The organism is Kitasatospora sp. NPDC004615 (genome assembly GCF_042873545.1).
Taxonomy (GTDB): domain Bacteria; phylum Actinomycetota; class Actinomycetes; order Streptomycetales; family Streptomycetaceae; genus Kitasatospora.
The window spans coordinates 1,343,607-1,360,185 of sequence record NZ_JBIALQ010000001.1 but is presented as its reverse complement, the minus strand read 5'-3'; the positions used below and the strand labels follow the sequence as shown (position 1 = coordinate 1,360,185).

Here is a 16,579-nt window from a genome sequence, read left to right as displayed (position 1 = left end):
ACAGGGATCGATCCGACCCCATCGTCTCGGTGATCCCTGGAGGACCACGTGCGCAAGAGGTTGATCGTCTCTGCGGCCAGCGCCCTGAGCCTGTTCCTGGCCGTCCCCGCCTCGGCTTCCGGCTTCCAACCGGGCGCGGACGGCCTGGGGGACCCGTACTACCCCACCCTCGGCAACGGCGGGTACCACGTCTCGCACTACGACGTCCGGCTGAAGTACCAGCCCGCCACCGACGAGCTGGAGGGCACCACGACCATCCTCGCCACCGCCACCCAGGACCTCTCCCGGTTCAACCTCGACTTCGCGCTGAAGGTCTCCGAGATCCAGGTCAACGGGCGGCCCGCGACCTTCGCCACCAGCGGAGACCAGGAGCTGGAGATCACCCCGGCCCGGCCGCTGGCCCACGGGTCCCCGATCACCGTCGTGGTGCGGTACAAGGACGTGCCGTCGACGGTGCAGAAGTACGGCGGCTTCACCGCCTGGAGCCGAACCCCGGACGGCGCGGTGGCGGCCGGCGAGCCCGTGTCGGCCGGCTGGTGGTTCCCGAGCAACGACCACCCCAGCGACAAGGCGACCTTCGACGTCTCGGTGCTGGTGCCGGACGGCACCCAGGTGATCAGCAACGGCGTCCTGACCGGCACCAGCTCGCAGGCGGGCTGGACCCGCTGGAGCTGGCGCGAGAACAAGCCGCAGGCCACCTACCTGGCGACCCTGGCGATCGGGAAGTTCGACATCACCCGGGACGTCACCGCGAGCGGGCTGCCGGTCTACAACGCCTACAGCAAGGACCTCGGGGACAACGCGGACGCCGCCAAGGCCAGCGTGGAGCGCACCGGCGAACTGGTGGACTGGCTGAGCGGCTACTTCGGCGAGTACCCGTTCAGCTCGGTCGGCGGCTACGTGCCCAACCTCAAGGCCGGCGGCGCCCTGGAGACCCAGACCCGGGTCTTCTACGGGCCCGGAGTGTTCGCCCGGGGATCCAACACCTCCGTCGTCGCGCACGAGCTGGCCCACCAGTGGTACGGCGACAGCGTCTCGCTCTCCCGCTGGAGCGACATCTGGCTGAACGAGGGCTTCGCCCAGTACGCGCAGTACCTCTGGTCCGAGCACGAGAACGAGGGCACCGCACAGGAGTTGGCCGACTACGTCTACGCCTCGCACCCCGCCGACGACCCGTTCTGGAAGGTCAAGCCGGGCGACCCCGGAGACGAGAACCAGTTCCACTGGGCGGTCTACCAGCGCGGCGCGGCCGCCATCCAGGCGCTGCGCAACACCGTCGGCGACGAAACGTTCTTCCGGATCCTGAAGGGCTGGCCCACCGAGCGCCGCTACGGCAACGCCACCATCCCGGAGTTCCAGGCCTACGCGGAGCGGATCTCCGGCCAGAAGCTCGGCGACCTGCTGAACACCTGGCTCTTCACCCCCGCCAAGCCCCCCGTCGGCCCGGGCCCGAACGCCACCGCACCGGCTGCGAGCCGGGCCGAAGGTCAGCCGCTGGCGGAACCGAAGTCCTGGCGGCAGATCCAGGAGGCCAACTCCGTTCACACGCACTGGAAGTGACGCTCCCGCTATGAGGAGCCGGCGGTCCGTGGGGACCGCCGGCCCGGCCGATTCGCCGCAGGGCCGTCAGCCCCCGATGACGCTCTGGATCTCGTCCTCGCGCAGAACGACGTACTCCTCGCCGCGATTCGCCCTCTCCGGCAGGGACGCGTCGTGCGCGGCGGCGCGCGTGGCCTCCTGCTCCGCCTGCTCCTCGGGGGTCATGGCCGCCCACTCGGCCGCGTTCTTCTCACCGGTGGGCGGGGCAGATGTGAACCCGGGCGCGAATACGGTTCCACCAGGGCTGTCGTACACATGGGGGATGGGCATGGGCACAGGAGCTGGACGAACGGCGCAGCCGTCGCTGTTCCGGATGCTGGAGCGGCACGAGTGGATCGAGGCCGAGCGGCTGCACCCCCGGGGCCGGGTGTTCGTGTCGGACTACAACGGCGCACACCCCTTCGTGGAGGCGTACCTGGGCGAGCTGGCCGACCTCGCGCCGCACCGCCTGACGGACGTGACCCGCTACTCGGCGCTGGACGAGGACGCGGCGCTGCGCGCCAAGATCGCCCGCATGCACTCCCGCCTCGACGGTGTGGCCTACGAAGCGCGGCACGTCGTTCCGGCGGGAGGATCGAGCAGCCTGCTGGCCACGTTCGTGCTGTGGCTGCTCACCAACGGCCACCGGCGGATCCACTACCTGCCGCCGGTCTACTACAAACTCGCCTACCTGCTACGGGAGTTCGGGATCGAGCCGGTCCCGGTGGCCCGCGCCCACGCCCACCACGACGGCTTCGACCTGGACCTGCCCGCCGAGCGGAGCGTCCTCGTCCTGACCGACCCCGTCTGGTACGCCGGGCGCCGCGTGCCCGCCCAGGTCCTTGGGGCCGTCGCCGACTGGCAGCGGGCCACCGGCTCGCTGGTGTTCGTCGACGGGACCTTCCAGTACATGCCGTGGGACGGCCGCCCGGGCGAGGCCAGCGCCCAGCTGCCCACCGAGCGGACCGTGCGCCTGATCTGCCCCACCAAGTACCTGTCCATCCACGGCTATCGGGCTGCCCACCTGCTGGTGCCCGCCGCGCTGCGCCCGTCACTTGCGGACCTGCACATCAACCTGCACGGCGACGTCGCCGTCTCCGACCGCCTGTTCGCCCACCGCGCGGCCGACCTCATGCTGGCGGGCGGCAACGCCGCTCTGGTCGGGCACATCCGCGACAACCACCGGGCGTTGGCGGCGAGCGGGGCGCTGGCCGCCCAAGTGCCCGCCGAGTGCGGCTTCTTCCTCTTCGCTCGCCCCCGCGCGCCGCTGGAGCGTTTCCTCGCGATGGACGCGGGGTTCTTCGAACTCGACGGCCACGAAGGCCATGTACGGATCAACCTGCTCAACCGGGCCGGCCTCGACGCACTGATCGCCGCCACCGCAGGGGAAGGTCCGGCGCCGGACACGGCGTCAGCGGTCGGCGGAGGCGACGGCGATGGCCTGCCGCCGCTGCCACACCCCGCGTGAGATCCGGGCCAGCAGGCGCGCGGCGGGATCCTCCACGTCGTGACCGCCGGCCAGCGGCCCGGTGTAGCACACGGCCAGCACGTACGGCGGCGCGTCGTCGGGGTGGACGAGCGCGGCGCTGTGCCGCAGGCCGGGGAACCAGCCGTTCTTGCTTGCCAGGCGGGTACCGGGCGGCAGGCCCGCGGCCAGGTCCACCCGGTGCGCGTTGTGCTCCAGCAGCGCCAGGACCTCGCCCTCCAGCGACTGCAGCAGCCGGACCAGGTCCAGGGCGCTCACCCGGTTGTGCACGCCGGCGTCGCGGGCCGGGTAGTCCTCGATCCCGCGCGGGCTGCCACCCGTGGCCCCGGCGCGCCGCCACACCTCGGCCACCGCCTCCGGGCCGACCTGTTCGAGGCACAGGTTCGTCGCCAGGTTGGAGGAGTGGGTGACCATCCGCCCGGCCAGCCAGCGCAGCGGCACCCGCTCGCCCAGGTGCTCCCACGGCAGCGGATCGCTGTCCCAGGAGCGGCTGTTGCCGTACACCGCACCGGTCAGCGACCGGAAGCGGTTCACCACCGGCACCCGCGCGTCCCAGTCGACTCCGCTGCGGTACAAGGCCGCCAGCACCGCCACCTTCATCGTGCTCGCCGCATCGTGCGGTACCTGCGCACCGCGCGCGAACACCGGAGCACCCTGCCCGGGCGCCACTACCACCGAGAGCACCGTGCCATCGTAGGGGCCCGCCGCGATGCCTACTCCGAAGTAGGACTGATTGGCCGTCACATTCCTCCGTAGAGTGGTGAGTTGACCTATTCGCAGACCTGGGGGGCAGCCATGGATGCCGAACTGATCAGCCTCGCCAACAGCGCCGGAACCACACTCGTCCAGTTGATGGCCAGCAGCGCCTGGGAACGGATCTCGGCGGGCGTCGCCCGGCTGTGGCATCGGCATCGGCCGGAGGACGCGGAACTGGTGGAGACCGACCTCGCCGAGATGCGCGCGGACCTGCTCGGGTCCGGGGCGGACCCGGCGGCGCAGCGGATGGCCGCGACCGCCTGGCAGATGCAGTTCCGTGCCCTGCTCGCCTCCGGGGGACCGGAGTTGGCGCAGGAGCTGAGGGTGCTGGTGGAGAGCGGGTTCCTGCCGGCGCCCGGCGCGCAGGGGACGTCGTTCGGCGGGAACGTGCAGATGAAGGCCGAGGCGAGGGACAACGCCACGATCAACCAGCTCGGCCAGGGCACGTTGATCGTGAACGCGGCGGTGCGCCCCGAGCCGGCGGCCGAACAGCGGTGAGAGACGAGGACGATGCCGGGCAGCCGCCGTCCGGCGGGCCGTCGTTCGTCACCCATGTCGGCGGCTCGGCCCAGGCGTTCGTGGCGGGCCGCGACATGGTGTTCCAGGGGCCGGGCCCGCGAGCCCTCGCGGGACTGCCGACCGACTACGAGTACCTGATCGGCCGGCAGCCGCAACTCGCGGCGCTGCGCGAGTTCCTGTCGGCCTCGCCCGACGCGTTGTCGTTCACCCCGGTGGCGCTGATCTCCGGCTTCGCCGGTTCGGGGAAGACGGCGCTCGCGGTTTCGGCCGCCCGGCAGGCGCTGGAGAACGGGGAATTCGCCGGGGGTGTGGTCTTCGTCGACCTGAACGGGATCGGCCGTCCGCACAATGGCGGCGGGGCGCTCGACTCCGCGCTGCGTTCTCTGGGCGTCCGGCAGTCCGAACTGGGCGGGCCGGTGGCCGAGCGCGCCAGGCTCTACCGGTCCCTGCTGCACGAACGCGGCCGGGAGCACGGCCCGGTGCTGGTGGTGGTCGACGGCGCCGAGGAGCCGGAGCAGGTGCTGCCGCTCCTCCCCGGGGACGAGGCGCACAAGCTGCTGGTGACCAGCCGCCGGATGCTGGCCGTCCCCGGTGCGAGGGTGGTGGTCACAGGGCCGTTGGGCAGCACGGACTCGTCGCTGGTGCTGATGTTCGCGGTCGAGCGCACCGGGCTGTCCCCGGGACGGGTCTCCTTCTCCTCGAGAACGGCCGACTTCCTGCCGGACCTGATGGAGGAGTGCGGTCACCTGCCCGCGGTCGTGACCTCGCTGGCCGCCCAGTTCACCCAGGACCCGGGTCTCACCGCCGGCGCGCTGTACGGACGACTGAAGGCGGCGATCGACTCGTACGCGCGGGGCGGGCCCGCGAACGGCCCGCTGCTGTCCGTCGTCCGCCGCGGTTTCGACGAAACCCTCCTCCGGCTCGGTCCGGAAGCCGCCGAGCTGCTGCCGCTGCTCGCACTCGCCGAGGGCCCCGACATCACCACGGACCAGGTCGGGTACCTGACCGGGGCGGGAGAGGAGGACCTCCGGTCCGCCCTCGCCGACCTGGCGGGACACCACCTGCTCGTCGAGGACCCGATCGGGTCCGACCGCTGGCGACTTCCCGGGTTCGCGCGCCGGGAGGCCAGGGCGCTGGCCGCCCGGCTCCCGGGGCCGGTCCGCACCGCCGCGCAGCGGCGCCTGCTCGACCAGTACGTGCGGATGGCCAGGACGGCGGACGAGGACAACACCGGTGCCACCGCCGCCTCACGAGTGGAACTGCGGGTCGGCCGCGAACTCGCCAAGGAGTGGTTCGACGCCGAACGCCACAATGTCGTCGCGGCCGTGACCATGGCGATCCGGGCGGGGCTCGACCAGCAGGCCGTGGACCTGGCCCTCCCGGTCGGCCGCCTGCTCCTGGACCGCCACCTGCTGAAGGAAGCCGGCGCCTGCACGAAGGCCGGGCTGGCGGCGGCCGAACGGATCGGCGACCGCTCGGCCGAGGCCGGGCTGGTCAATCTTCGGGGCGTGTGGCTCATTCGCCTCGGCCAGGACGAGAAGGCTCTCGGCCTGTACGAACGGGCCCGGGCGATCTACGCGGAGATCGGCGACCTGCTGGGTCAGGCCAAGACGTCCGCGAACATCGGCAACGTTCAGTACGCGCGCGGCGAACTGCGCCTCGCCTACGCCATGCTCCGCTCGGCGGCCGTGGACTTCCGGGAACTGGGTGACACCGGGAACGAGGCCGAGGCCACCCGGAACGCGGCCAACATCATGGTGGATGCCAAGGATTACGAATCCGCGCACATGCTGTACGGGCGAGCGGTCTCGATCCATCGGGACCGGGGTGACCAACTGGGCGAGGCATGGGCGCTGGAGGGCCTCGGCGATCTGTTCCTGCTGCTGGAGAATCCCCAGGAAGCGCTGTCCTGCTTCGGCGGGATGCGGGTCATCGGCCAGGTCGTCGAGGACCCCGGCGTACTGGGCTCGGCCCTGTACGGCGCGGCGCGCGCGATCTCCATGGGGAAACCCCGGCAGCGTCGCCAGGCCCAACCGCTGCTGAAGGACGCCGTGGTCCTCCTGGAGGCCGCCGGAGACCGGCGGAAACTGGCCGCAGCCTGCTACGTCCTCGGCGTGCTGCTCTACGAGGAGCGCAAGTACCCGGAGGCCCATGCGCAGCTGCAGCGGGCCGGCCTCATCCACCTGGAGGAGTTCGGGGACGAAGGGGCGGCCGGCGGGCCGATGGGACTGATGGTCGCCGCCGAACGGGCCATGGAGAACCGGGGTGTGGGCAAGAAGCTCCTGGGCCGGGTCTCCCGAGTCGGACACCGGCCTGCCTGGGAAGTGCCGAACGTGCGGGTGACCTCGTTCCGGCCGGGTCCGTGGGAGGCCGAGGACTGAACGGGGCCCGACGAGACACCGCCCACGACAGGAAACCGCCGCCGGCGCACTGACCGGTGGCGGTTTCCTGTCGTGGGCCGAGTGCGTTCGCGTCCGGGATGTGACGCCGACACCTAAATGTACGGACAAATTCGGCCGAATCCTCGCAGGTGGCTTGCGTGTTCGGCCTGCGCCGCCCTAACTTAATGTCCGTACATTTGAAGGGGGTCCTTGATGGCCAAGCAGCATCACCGGATCGTGATCATCGGCGGCGGTACCGCCGGGATCACCGTCGCGGCCCGGCTCCGCCGCGCCGGGGAACGGGATGTCGCCGTGCTCGATCCGAGCGAGCGGCACTACTACCAGCCGCTGTGGACGCTGGTCGGCGGTGGCCGGGCGCCGCTGGCGGAGAGTGTCCGTTCGCAGGCGTCCGTCATGCCGAAGGGCGTCCGGTGGATCCGCAGTGCCGCGGTCGCCGTCGATCCCGAGGCGCGGGAGGTGGCGCTGGACGACGGCGGCACCGTCTCGTACGACCAGCTCGTGGTCTGCCCGGGCATCCAGCTGGACTGGGACCGCATACCGGGCCTGGAGGCGGGGCTCGGAAAGGACGGACTGTCCAGCAACTACTCGTACCAGCACGCCCCCGCGACCTGGCGCTTCATCCGCGAAACCCGTTCCGGCAGCGCGGTGTTCAGCATGCCGACGGGCGCCGTCAAGTGCGGCGGCGCCCCGCAGAAGATCGCCTATCTCGCCGCCGACTACTGGCGCCAGCAGGGCGTCCTCGACAAGATCGACGTCCACCTGGTGATCCCCGGCGCCGCGATCTTCGGCGTGCCGGAGTTCGCCCGCGTGCTCGACGGCGTGGTGCGCCGGTACGGCATCAAGGTCCACTACGGCAGCGAAGTCACCGAAGTGCGGCCCGAGGCGCGCGAGTTGGTCGTCACCGAGCTGGACGGCGGCGGCACCACGACGCTGCCGTACGACATGGCCCACGTGGTGCCGCCGCAGAGCGCCCCGGACTGGATCAAGCGCAGCCCGCTGGCCGGCGCCGACGACCCGGCCGGCTATGTCGAGATCGACAAGCACACCATGCGGCACGTCCGGTACCCGAACGTCTGGGCGCTCGGGGACGCCGGATCGTCACCGAACTCCAAGACCGGCGCCGCCGTGCGCAAGCAGGCGCCCGTGCTGGTGGAGAACCTGCTCGCCGTGCTGAGCGGCCGGGAACCCAGGGCGAGTTACCAGGGCTACTCGTCCTGCCCGCTGACCACCGCGCGCAACAAGATGCTGCTCGCCGAGTTCGACTACAGCGGACGGCCCGCCCCGTCGATCCCGGTGATCAACACCGTCCGCGAGCGCACCGACATGTGGTACCTCAAGCGCCGCGGACTGCCGTTCCTCTACTGGAACCTGATGCTCCGCGGGCTCGCCTGAGCCGAAGGCCGACCGACCCGCGTCACCGTCCCGCGCCGTTGCGGCGCCACCATCCCTGCCCACCCTCAGGAGCCCGTCATGCCCGAGAACGCCGGACCGCTGGTCCTCGAGCAGTTCTACCTCGACTGCCTCTCCCACGCCTCCTACCTGGTCGGCGACCGCACCACCGGCCGCGCCGTCGTGGTCGACCCCCAGCGCGACGTCAACGACTACCTCGTCACCGCCGAGCGCCACGGCCTGACCATCGAGCGGGTCATCGAGACCCACATCCACGCGGACTTCCTCTCCGGCCACCTGGAGCTGGCCGAGCGCACCGGCGCCCGGATCTCCTACGGCTCCGCCGCCGCACTCGACTTCGACACCGACCCGCTGGCCGACGGCGAGCGCCTCGCCCTCGGCGAGGTCGAGCTGGAGATCCTGCACACCCCGGGCCACACCCCGGAGTCGATCTGCGTGGTGGTGCGCGAGCACGCCGGCGACGAAGTCCCGTACGGCGTGCTCACCGGCGACACGCTGTTCATCGGCGACGTCGGCCGCCCCGACCTGCTCAGCTCGCGCGGCCGGTCGGCCGACGAGATGGGCCGCCTGCTGTACCGCTCCACCCGCGCGCTGCTCGCCCTCCCCGACGACACCCGCGTCTACCCGGCGCACGGGGCCGGCTCGGCCTGCGGCAAGAACCTCTCCGCCGAGCTGAGCTGCTCGATCGGCAACCAGCGGCGCGGCAACTACGCGCTGGCCGACATGACCGAGGACGAGTTCGTCGCCGTGGTGACGGACGGTCAGCCCGCCGTGCCCGCCTACTTCGCGTTCACCTCGGTGCGCAACCGGCAGGCCCGCCCGGTCCTGGACGAGGACACCGGCGTCCCGTCGCTCACCCCGGACGAGCTGCTCCAGGCACGGGCCGGCGGCGCGATCGTGCTGGACACCCGGGACCCGGAGGCGTTCGCCGCCGCGCACCTGCACGGCGCGGTCAACGTCCCGCTCGGCGGCCGGTTCGCCGAACTCGCAGGCCAGGTGCTCGACGCCCAGGACGCCATCGTGCTGTGCGGCGACCCGGACACCGCCGTCGAGGCCCGCACCCGGCTGGCCCGGATCGGCTTCGACCGCGTGCTCGGCGCCCTGGCCGCGCCGGTGGGCGCCGTCGGCGCCGAGCACCTGACCCGCGCGATACGGGTCGAGGCCGACGCCCTCGCCGAGCGGCTCGCCGCCGCCGACCTCGTGGTGCTGGACGTGCGCGGCCCCGGCGAGGTGCAGGAGAAGGGCACCGTCCCCGGCGCCCGGCTGATCCCGCTGCCCGAACTCCTCGCCCGCCTCGGCGAGTTGCCGACCGGGCAGCCGCTGACCGTGATCTGCGCCAGCGGCAACCGCTCCTCGGTGGCCGCGTCCGTGCTGCGCGCCCGCGGCTTCGACACCACCGACCTGCGCGGCGGCTTCGCCGCCTGGCAGGGCGAGGTCGCCCGCCCGGCCGGCGATGCGGACGGCGTCACGGCGTGAGCGTTCTGATCACCGCTCTGCTCTGCGGAGCCGTGGTCGGCGTGGCGCTCGGCGCGCTGGGCGGCGGCGGGGGAGTGCTGGCGGTCCCGGCCCTGGTGTACCTGCTGGGCGTCGCGCCCGCGGAGGCCGGGACCACCAGCCTGGTCATCGTCATCGCCACCTCGGTCACCGCGCTCGCCCGCCACGCCGGCGCCGGCACCATCGAGTGGCGGACCGGCTTCCTGTTCGCCGCGGCCGGCGTGCTCCCCGCCATCGGGGCGTCCGCGCTCGCCCACCGCATCCCGCAGGCGGTGCTGACCGCCGCGTTCGCCGTGCTGGCCGCGCTGGCCGCCGCGGCGATGCTGCGCGGCACCCGCACCGCGCGGCGCGCGCCGTCCGCGGAACCGGCCGACGCCGCAGGCCGGGGCGGTCGGGGCGGGCACCCGGGCACGCTCGCCGCCGGGGCCGGACTGGGGGCGGTGACCGGGCTGCTGGGAGTCGGCGGCGGCTTCCTCGCGGTGCCCGCCCTGGTGTCCGTGCTCCGGCTGCCGATGCGCAAGGCGGCCGCCACCAGCCTGGTGGTCATCCTGGTCAACTCGGTGGTCTCCCTCGCCACCCGGCTGACGGTCTCCGGGATGTCCCTGAACCTGGCGGTCTTCGGACCGTTCGTGGGCGCCGCCGTCCTGGGCGCCTGGGACGGCAAACGACTGGCGGCCAAGATCTCCGGCACCGCCCTGCAACGTACCTTCGCGGCCATGCTGCTCGCGGTGTCCGCCGCCATGCTGATCAGCGCCGTCGCCTGACAGCTCCGGTGCGAACGCTTCCCCACGACCGCTGCCCGGGACCAACCCGCCCGGGCAGCGGTCGCCGCGTCTCCCCGTATGAGTGGCCGGCGCCGATTTTGCGCTGCCCCCGCAAAGGTACGAACATTCACTTCGTGCCCCGCACCACCCATCCCACCCACCACCCCAGGACGGCGCCGTGACCACCGCCCCCGGCCCCCAGCCCCTCGTCCGCGCCCCGGGGAACCCGCTCTGGGCACAACTCCGCGCCGACCTGCTGCGCCGGCTCGACGAGGGCGAGTTCAGCGACGTCTTCCCCGGCGAACACGACCTGGTCGCCGAGTACCAGGTCAGCCGGCACACCGTCCGCGAGGCCCTGCGGAAGCTCCGCGAGGAGGGCCTGGTCAGCGCCCAGCGAGGCAAGGCCTCCCGGTTCACCGCGAACCGCCCGCTGGAGCAGGACGTCGGCGAGGCGTACAGCCTCTTCCGCTCCGTCGAGGAAGTCGGAGCCGTCCAGCGCAGCGTCGTGCGCGCACTTGACCAGCGCGCCGACGGCGTCATCGCCGCCCGCCTCGGGCTCGAGGAATCCACGCCACTGATCTACCTCGAGCGCATCCGCCTGGCCGACGAGGAACCGCTCGCCGTCGACCGGATATGGCTCCCCGCGGACATCGCCCACCCGCTCCTCGAGGTCGACTTCACCCACACCGCGCTCTACGACGAACTCGAACGCCACTGCGGCAGCCGCATCTGCGGCGGCTGGGAACGCATCCGCGCCGTCGTCCCCGGCCGCGGCGAACGCATCCTCCTCGACTGCCCCCCGACCACCGCCCTGCTCGCCATCGACCGCCTCGGCCACGACACCCGCGGCCGCCTCATCGAATGGCGCCAGACCCTCGTCCGCGCCGACCGCTTCGCCGTCTCCGCCGCGTTCTCCAACACCGACTACCGCCTGGGCGCACCGATCCACGCACTCTGACCGCCGGACCGGGGCTGATGAGGCGTCAGAACCCTTGCGGCTCCCGTGTGACAGCCGGACGGCGAACTGGATAGTGTGTGCCGCCCTGGGAGGTGGCGCGTCGAGAGGGACGCGCCGGGCGGTGGGGAGGACCTGAGTGGTGGGGGAATACCAAGGCGGGTACCTGCCGGGGCCGGTGGCCCGGCGGCCGGTCGGGTACATCGTCGTGGTGGTGCTGTTCGCCGTGCTCGGTGGGCTGGTCGACGTGCTGTTCTCGTTCGGGATGCTGTTCGCCACGGACAGCTGCGGGACGGGAGGCGCCGGTGGCTCGGCGCCGGTGTGCACACCGGCCGTGTGGCTGCTCGCGGTCGCCCTTCCGTGGGCCGGTCTGCTGGCGCTGGTGCTGGTCGCCTCCCTGGGCGCCGTCCGGGCGCGCCGGCGCGGGCGTTCGGCCTGGCTCGCCCTGCCCGCCGCGCTCGGCGCCTATCTGCTGGCCTGCGCCCTGTCCTACCTGCTGGTCTTCGTGCTGTGAACGCGGGACGTCATCGAGGGGGCCCGGCGGGTCGGGGTGTCGGTGCGGCTAGGGTCGGGGCATGAGTGCTCGTTACCTCCTCCCGTACGCCCCCGATGCGATCGGCGGCCTGCCCGCCGGTCTCGACGCCCTCGTGTGGGACGGGGACGGGCCGGTGCCGTCGGACGACGCGCTCCGGGAGGTGGAGTTCTTCTGCCTGCCGTACCTGCGGCACGCCGCCGCGCTCCCGGTGATCCCGCACCTGCCGTCGCTGAAGGTGGTCCAGACGCTCACGGCCGGCATGGACGACGTCCTGCCGCAGGTGCCGGACGGTGTCGTCGCGTGCGGTGCGCGCGGACTGCACGACGCCAGCACCGCCGAGCTGGCAGTGGCGCTGATCCTCGCCTCGCTGCGGGGCATCCCGCACTTCACCCGCCTTCAGGACCAAGGGCGTTGGAGCCAGGAGTTCCACCAGTCGCTCGCCGACCGGACGGTGCTCATCCTCGGATACGGTTCGATCGGCCGGGCGCTGGCCGCGCGGCTGGAGCCCTTCGAGTGCGACATCGTCCGGGTCGCCCGCCGGGCCCGCCCGGAGGAACGGGTGCACGGCGTGGCGGAGTTGGCGGAACTGCTGCCGACCGCCGACGTCGTCGTGCTGCTGACACCGCTGACCCCCGAGAGCCGTCATCTCGTCGACGCCGGGTTCCTGTCCCGGATGAAGGACGGCGCGCTGCTCGTCAACGTCGCGCGCGGCCCCGTCGTCGACACCGGGGCACTCCTCGCGGAACTCACCGCGCAGCGGCTGCGGGCCGCCCTCGACGTCACGGACCCGGAGCCGCTGCCTGCCGACCACCCGCTCTGGCACGCCCCCGGTGTGCTGATCACCCCGCACGTCGGCGGCCCCAGCAGCGCGTTCCTGCCGCGGGCCAAGCGCGTGCTGCGCCGGCAGATCCTGCGGTTCGAGAACGGCGAGCCGCTCGCCCGCTGACGCGGATACGCCAGGGCCTGCCTTCAAACCCGCGTCGCAGCCCCGCGGCGTCTGGTGCGTGCTCTCGGCGTGCCGGGTGGAAGGCCTCGTACTGGGTGTACTTGGTCTTTCGCCCGGTGCGGCGAGAGTGCGTGCCTGGGGTACCTCCCAGCCCGCCAGGGCTGCGGGCGGGCGGTGGGGCAGGCGGGGGTTTGAAGGCAGGCCCTGGGCCTGCCCGGAACCTGACAGGCCGTAGGTTCGTCGAAACTGCTGACCGCGAGATCGGCGAAAGGGACCCGGATGGCACGGCGGATACGTAAACGGGTGTTTCTGCATGCGGCGGGCGTGATGGTGGCCCTGGCAGCGGCGACGGCATCCACGGCACCGGCGGAACCACTGCCGGCGCGGGCCGCGGGGGCCGGCCCGCTCGCTGCCTTCACGGACGACGGTCCGGTCGACCTGCCGGACGGTCAGGTGCCGTTGGACGGTGGCGGTGCCCGTCCGCTGCCCCAGCCGCCGGCGTCGGCGGACGGGGCGCCGAGTGTGGAGACCGTCGCGCTCCAGGACGGGGGAGGCGCGCGGCTGCCGTCCATCGTCTTCGACGCCTACCGCAAGGCGGAGGCGTCGCTCGCCAAGTCGTCCCCGGGATGCCACCTGCCGTGGCAACTGCTCGCCGCGATCGGCGAGGTGGAGTCCGGGCAGGCCGACGGCGGCCGGGTGGACGCCAACGGGACGACCTACCGCCCGATCCTCGGCCCGGTCCTCGACGGGAACGGCTTCGCGGCGATCCCCGACACCGACGGCGGCCGGTACGACGGAAGTGCCGCCTGGGACCGGGCCGTCGGTCCGATGCAGTTCATCCCGTCCACCTGGGAGACCTGGGGCGCGGACGGCAACGACGACGGCAAGGCGGACCCGAACAACATCTGGGACGCCGCACTCGCCGCCGGCCGGTACCTCTGCGCGGGCGGCCGCGACCTGGCCGTCCCCGCGCAGCTCGACCGGGCGGTCCTCGGCTACAACCACTCCGCCGAGTACCTGCGGACGGTCCGGGCGTGGATGGTGCACTTCCAGGCCGGCGTCTCGGTCACCCCGCCGGCACCGGCACCGGCGCCGACCATGACCCCGTCTCCGTCCGCGCCGAAGCCGAGCCCGACGCCGACGGCCGGGCCGACTCCGGCGCCGAGCACGAGTGCCAGCTCCTCGCCGTCGCCCACGGCAAGCGGGTCGCCGTCGCCATCGCCGTCCGCCTCGCCGAGCGGGACGCCCTCCGGCTGCCCGTCGCCGACGGCAGGTCCCACCGCGAGCCCGAGCCCGAGCCCGAGCGCATCGGCGTCAGCGTCCCCGTCGCCGTCCCCCTCGCCGACGACGAGCGCATCGCCGTCGCCGTCGCCGTCCGCGACTCCGTCGGGTTCGCCCTCGCCCGGCTGCAACGCTCCTTCGCCGACGGCATCCACGTCCTCGTCGCCGTCGCCCTCGGCGCGGGCCGGCAGCGTCCCGTCCGCGTCCCCCGGAGCCGCTCCGGTCAAGTGAGGTTGCCGGGACCGGCGCACAAGTGCCGGTCCCGGTAGGTGAGTTGCTGTCAGGCGCGGTAGGCGACCAGGCCCATCATGCCGCTCTCGCCGTGGTAGGCGTTGTGGCAGTGGACCATCCACTGGCCGGGGTTGTCGGCGTCGAAGTCGCAGACGATTCGCTGCTTCGGCTTGACGATCACGGTGTCCTTGCGCGGTCCCGTGTCGCCCACCTGGAAGGTGTGGCCGTGCAGGTGCATCGGGTGCCACATCTCGCTGGCGTTGGTGAACTCCAGCCGCACACGCTGTCCCTGGCCGACCAGGAACGCGCCGGCGGCCGGGTCGTTCATGTCGAAGCGCCGCCCGTTGATCGACCAGTCGTAGCGGGCCATGCCGCCGGTGAGTTGGAGCCGGTGCGTGACGTCGGGGGTGCGCGCGGCGAGCCGGACGCCCTGGTCGGCGCGGAGCTGATCGGCGGTCAGCAGCCTGCCGTCCAGCTCGGTCGGCCGGAAGGACGGTTCCGGGGCCTGGCCGGAGCCGGTACGGATCAGGGCCGTGCCGGTGGCGTTCTTGCCCTCCGCGAGGGACACCAGCGGGAACACCCCGTCCTGCAGGGTGACCAGGACGTCGTACCGTTCGCCCATGCCCAGCAGCAGCGCGTCGACCTCCTGGTGCTCGACCGGGTAACCGTCGGAGTGCGTGACGGTGAGCCGGTGCCCGCCGAGCGCGACCCGGTAGGCGGTGTCGCCGCCCGCGTTGATGATCCGCAGCCGCACCCGGGCCCCCGGCTTGGCCTGCTTGACCGCCGGGGCCGCGGGCAGCCGGCCGTTGATCAGGTGGTGCGGGTGGTTCACGTCGCCGGCGTCGCCGCCGAGCAGCGGGCTGGTGGCGCCCATGAGCATGAACTTCATCGACATCCCGCCGCCGGTGGACGAGGGACTCTGCCCCATGTCCATCCCGCCCATGTCCATTCCGCCCGAGCCGTGGTCCATCCCGCCCATGCCGTGGTTCATGCCCCCCATGCCCTTGGAGAGTTCGGCGAACGCCTCGTCGGGGGTGCCGGTCACGCCGTCGAGCCAGTCGTCCAGGACGACGACCCACTCGTCGTCGTACTTCAGCGGCTCGTGCGGGTCCTCGACGATCAGCGGTCCGTACAGTCCGCGGTCGAGCTGCACCCCGACGTGGGGGTGGTACCAGTACGTGCCGGGCCGGTCGGCGATGAAGCGGTAGTCGAAGCTGCCGCCGGCCGGTACCTCGCGCATGGTGACGGGCGGGACGCCGTCCATGTCGTTGCGCAGCGACAGGCCGTGCCAGTGGATCGAGGTGGGCGCGGCGAGGTGGTTCGCGAGCTGGGCGACCAGGGTGTCGCCGGCGGTGAGGCGGATCTCCTGGCCGGGCAGCTGCCCGCCGAAGGTCCAGGTGTTGACGGTCGTTCCGCCGAGGTCGACGGGGGTGGCGGCGGCGGTCAGCCGGACGGTGCGTTCGGCGCCGCCGGTGGCGCGCTTCGTCTCGGCCGCCGCCACGGCGGAGCCGGACGGGCCGACGAGTGCGGCGGAGCCGCCCTTCGGGCCGGAGCAGGCGGCGAGCGCTCCGCCGCCGGCCAGGCCCAGGCCGGCGAGCAGCAGGGAGCGTCGGTTGATGGTGGTCATCGTTCCTCTTGGTGGGTGCGCGTGGCACGGTCCGGCCGTGCCGGTGGACGTGGGCAGCGGCGGCCGCCGGGCATGCGGCGGCCGCGGCCCGCGCCTATATGCGCAGCACCGGGAGGAGTGACGGATCGGGCGGGGACGGCCCGGCAGGGTGTCGGCCGTCATGCGGGCCGCCCGCTTTCATGCCGGGCGCCGCGGCGACGGGCACCGGGTGGGCCGGCGGCGCGGTGAGCACCGGCCCGCGGACGTCGGTTCCGACGCAGTGCATGCCGGTCGCACACGGCTGACCGGCGGGGGAGTGGGCGACCTGCCCGTGCGGCACCGAGCTGCCCGCCGACATGGCCGTGTGGTGAGCCATGCCCGGCATCGCCGGGGCCGACTCGGCCGAGATGCTGTGGTGCACGAGCAGGGCCAGCGCCGCGGTCAGGGCGAGGAGCAACGCGCGGAACAGGCGGGCCCGTGGCCGGCGTGCCGGTCCTCCGAACGTCCGCGCCGCTGCCATCTGCTCCCGCCCGCTCCCCTGGCCCGTCCCGGCCACCGTGCGTCAACGGTAACCGCCCTCACACCGGGACAGATCCCCGGCGGCCGAGGTGCTCCG

At 72.9% G+C, this 16,579-nt stretch carries 15 protein-coding genes and 1 pseudogene; 12 read left to right on the top strand and 4 right to left on the bottom strand.

All coding sequences use genetic code 11. The features are described 5' to 3' along the window. Positions 1–48: 48 nt before the first annotated feature. Positions 49–1,560, top strand: coding sequence for a M1 family metallopeptidase (locus ACFYS8_RS06065; RefSeq protein ID WP_387636354.1), 1,512 nt, complete (start codon positions 49–51; stop codon positions 1,558–1,560). 66 nt (positions 1,561–1,626) lie between these two features. Here ACFYS8_RS06065 and ACFYS8_RS06060 read toward each other — a convergent pair whose 3' ends face one another. After that, the gene (locus ACFYS8_RS06060) at positions 1,627–1,869 is read right to left on the bottom strand and encodes a hypothetical protein (RefSeq protein ID WP_387636351.1); all 243 of its coding nucleotides are present in this window, start codon (positions 1,867–1,869) and stop codon (positions 1,627–1,629) included. On the opposite strand from ACFYS8_RS06060, the gene ACFYS8_RS06055 reads away from it, so the two are divergent. After that, positions 1,868–3,046 carry an aminotransferase class I/II-fold pyridoxal phosphate-dependent enzyme gene (locus ACFYS8_RS06055; RefSeq protein ID WP_387636348.1) on the top strand — a complete coding sequence of 393 codons (1,179 nt, stop codon included), beginning with the start codon at positions 1,868–1,870 and terminating at the stop codon, positions 3,044–3,046. The genes ACFYS8_RS06060 and ACFYS8_RS06055 overlap by 2 nt on opposite strands. Here the strand turns inward: ACFYS8_RS06055 and ACFYS8_RS06050 are convergent. Next, complete coding sequence (locus ACFYS8_RS06050) at positions 2,990–3,748, bottom strand: serine hydrolase (protein ID WP_387636346.1); 759 nt, start codon at positions 3,746–3,748, stop codon at positions 2,990–2,992. The two genes, ACFYS8_RS06055 and ACFYS8_RS06050, sit on opposite strands and share 57 nt — an antisense overlap. A gap of 81 nt (positions 3,749–3,829) precedes the next feature. On the opposite strand from ACFYS8_RS06050, the gene ACFYS8_RS06045 reads away from it, so the two are divergent. The 8 genes from ACFYS8_RS06045 (at position 3,830) to ACFYS8_RS06010 (ending at position 12,845) form a co-directional block, all read left to right on the top strand. Then, a complete protein-coding gene (locus ACFYS8_RS06045; protein WP_387636344.1) occupies positions 3,830–4,318 on the top strand; it encodes a hypothetical protein in 489 nt (162 codons plus the stop codon). Further along, entirely contained in the window at positions 4,315–6,720 is a 2,406-nt protein-coding gene (locus ACFYS8_RS06040; RefSeq protein WP_387636342.1) for a tetratricopeptide repeat protein, read from the top strand. The genes ACFYS8_RS06045 and ACFYS8_RS06040 overlap by 4 nt, the downstream gene beginning before the upstream one ends. A gap of 213 nt (positions 6,721–6,933) precedes the next feature. After that, a complete protein-coding gene (locus tag ACFYS8_RS06035) occupies positions 6,934–8,133 on the top strand; it encodes an FAD-dependent oxidoreductase (RefSeq protein ID WP_387636339.1) in 1,200 nt (399 codons plus the stop codon). A 78-nt stretch (positions 8,134–8,211) separates the two neighbouring features. Beyond that, positions 8,212–9,627: a rhodanese-like domain-containing protein gene (locus ACFYS8_RS06030; protein WP_387636337.1), complete on the top strand. Its 1,416-nt coding sequence runs from the start codon at positions 8,212–8,214 to the stop codon at positions 9,625–9,627. Continuing rightward, positions 9,624–10,409, top strand: a complete 786-nt coding sequence (locus tag ACFYS8_RS06025; protein WP_387636335.1) for a sulfite exporter TauE/SafE family protein — start codon at positions 9,624–9,626, stop codon at positions 10,407–10,409. Before ACFYS8_RS06030 ends, ACFYS8_RS06025 begins: the two co-directional genes overlap by 4 nt. 178 nt (positions 10,410–10,587) lie before the next feature. After that, positions 10,588–11,367, top strand: coding sequence for a GntR family transcriptional regulator (locus ACFYS8_RS06020; protein WP_387636332.1), 780 nt, complete (start codon positions 10,588–10,590; stop codon positions 11,365–11,367). Positions 11,368–11,506: 139 nt separating this feature from the next. After that, positions 11,507–11,878 (top strand): hypothetical protein, encoded by a 372-nt coding sequence (locus tag ACFYS8_RS06015; protein ID WP_387636329.1) that lies wholly within the window; start codon positions 11,507–11,509, stop codon positions 11,876–11,878. A 61-nt stretch (positions 11,879–11,939) separates the two neighbouring features. Beyond that, positions 11,940–12,845: a 2-hydroxyacid dehydrogenase gene (locus ACFYS8_RS06010; protein WP_387636327.1), complete on the top strand. Its 906-nt coding sequence runs from the start codon at positions 11,940–11,942 to the stop codon at positions 12,843–12,845. Between the two features lie 449 nt (positions 12,846–13,294). Here the strand turns inward: ACFYS8_RS06010 and ACFYS8_RS06005 are convergent, their stop codons facing one another. Further along, positions 13,295–13,417 (bottom strand): hypothetical protein, encoded by a 123-nt coding sequence (locus ACFYS8_RS06005; protein ID WP_387636904.1) that lies wholly within the window; start codon positions 13,415–13,417, stop codon positions 13,295–13,297. Between ACFYS8_RS06005 and ACFYS8_RS06000 the strand changes: the two are divergent. Beyond that, a pseudogene (locus tag ACFYS8_RS06000) lies at positions 13,368–13,784 on the top strand (lytic transglycosylase domain-containing protein); the annotation flags it as partial. The gene ACFYS8_RS06005 and the pseudogene ACFYS8_RS06000 sit on opposite strands and share 50 nt — an antisense overlap. 95 nt (positions 13,785–13,879) lie before the next feature. Then, a complete protein-coding gene (locus ACFYS8_RS05995; protein WP_387636901.1) occupies positions 13,880–14,395 on the top strand; it encodes a hypothetical protein in 516 nt (171 codons plus the stop codon). Positions 14,396–14,406: 11 nt separating this feature from the next. On the opposite strand, the gene ACFYS8_RS05990 is transcribed toward ACFYS8_RS05995, so the two are convergent. Then, complete coding sequence (locus ACFYS8_RS05990) at positions 14,407–15,984, bottom strand: multicopper oxidase family protein (RefSeq protein WP_387636325.1); 1,578 nt, start codon at positions 15,982–15,984, stop codon at positions 14,407–14,409. Positions 15,985–16,579 lie beyond the last annotated feature (595 nt).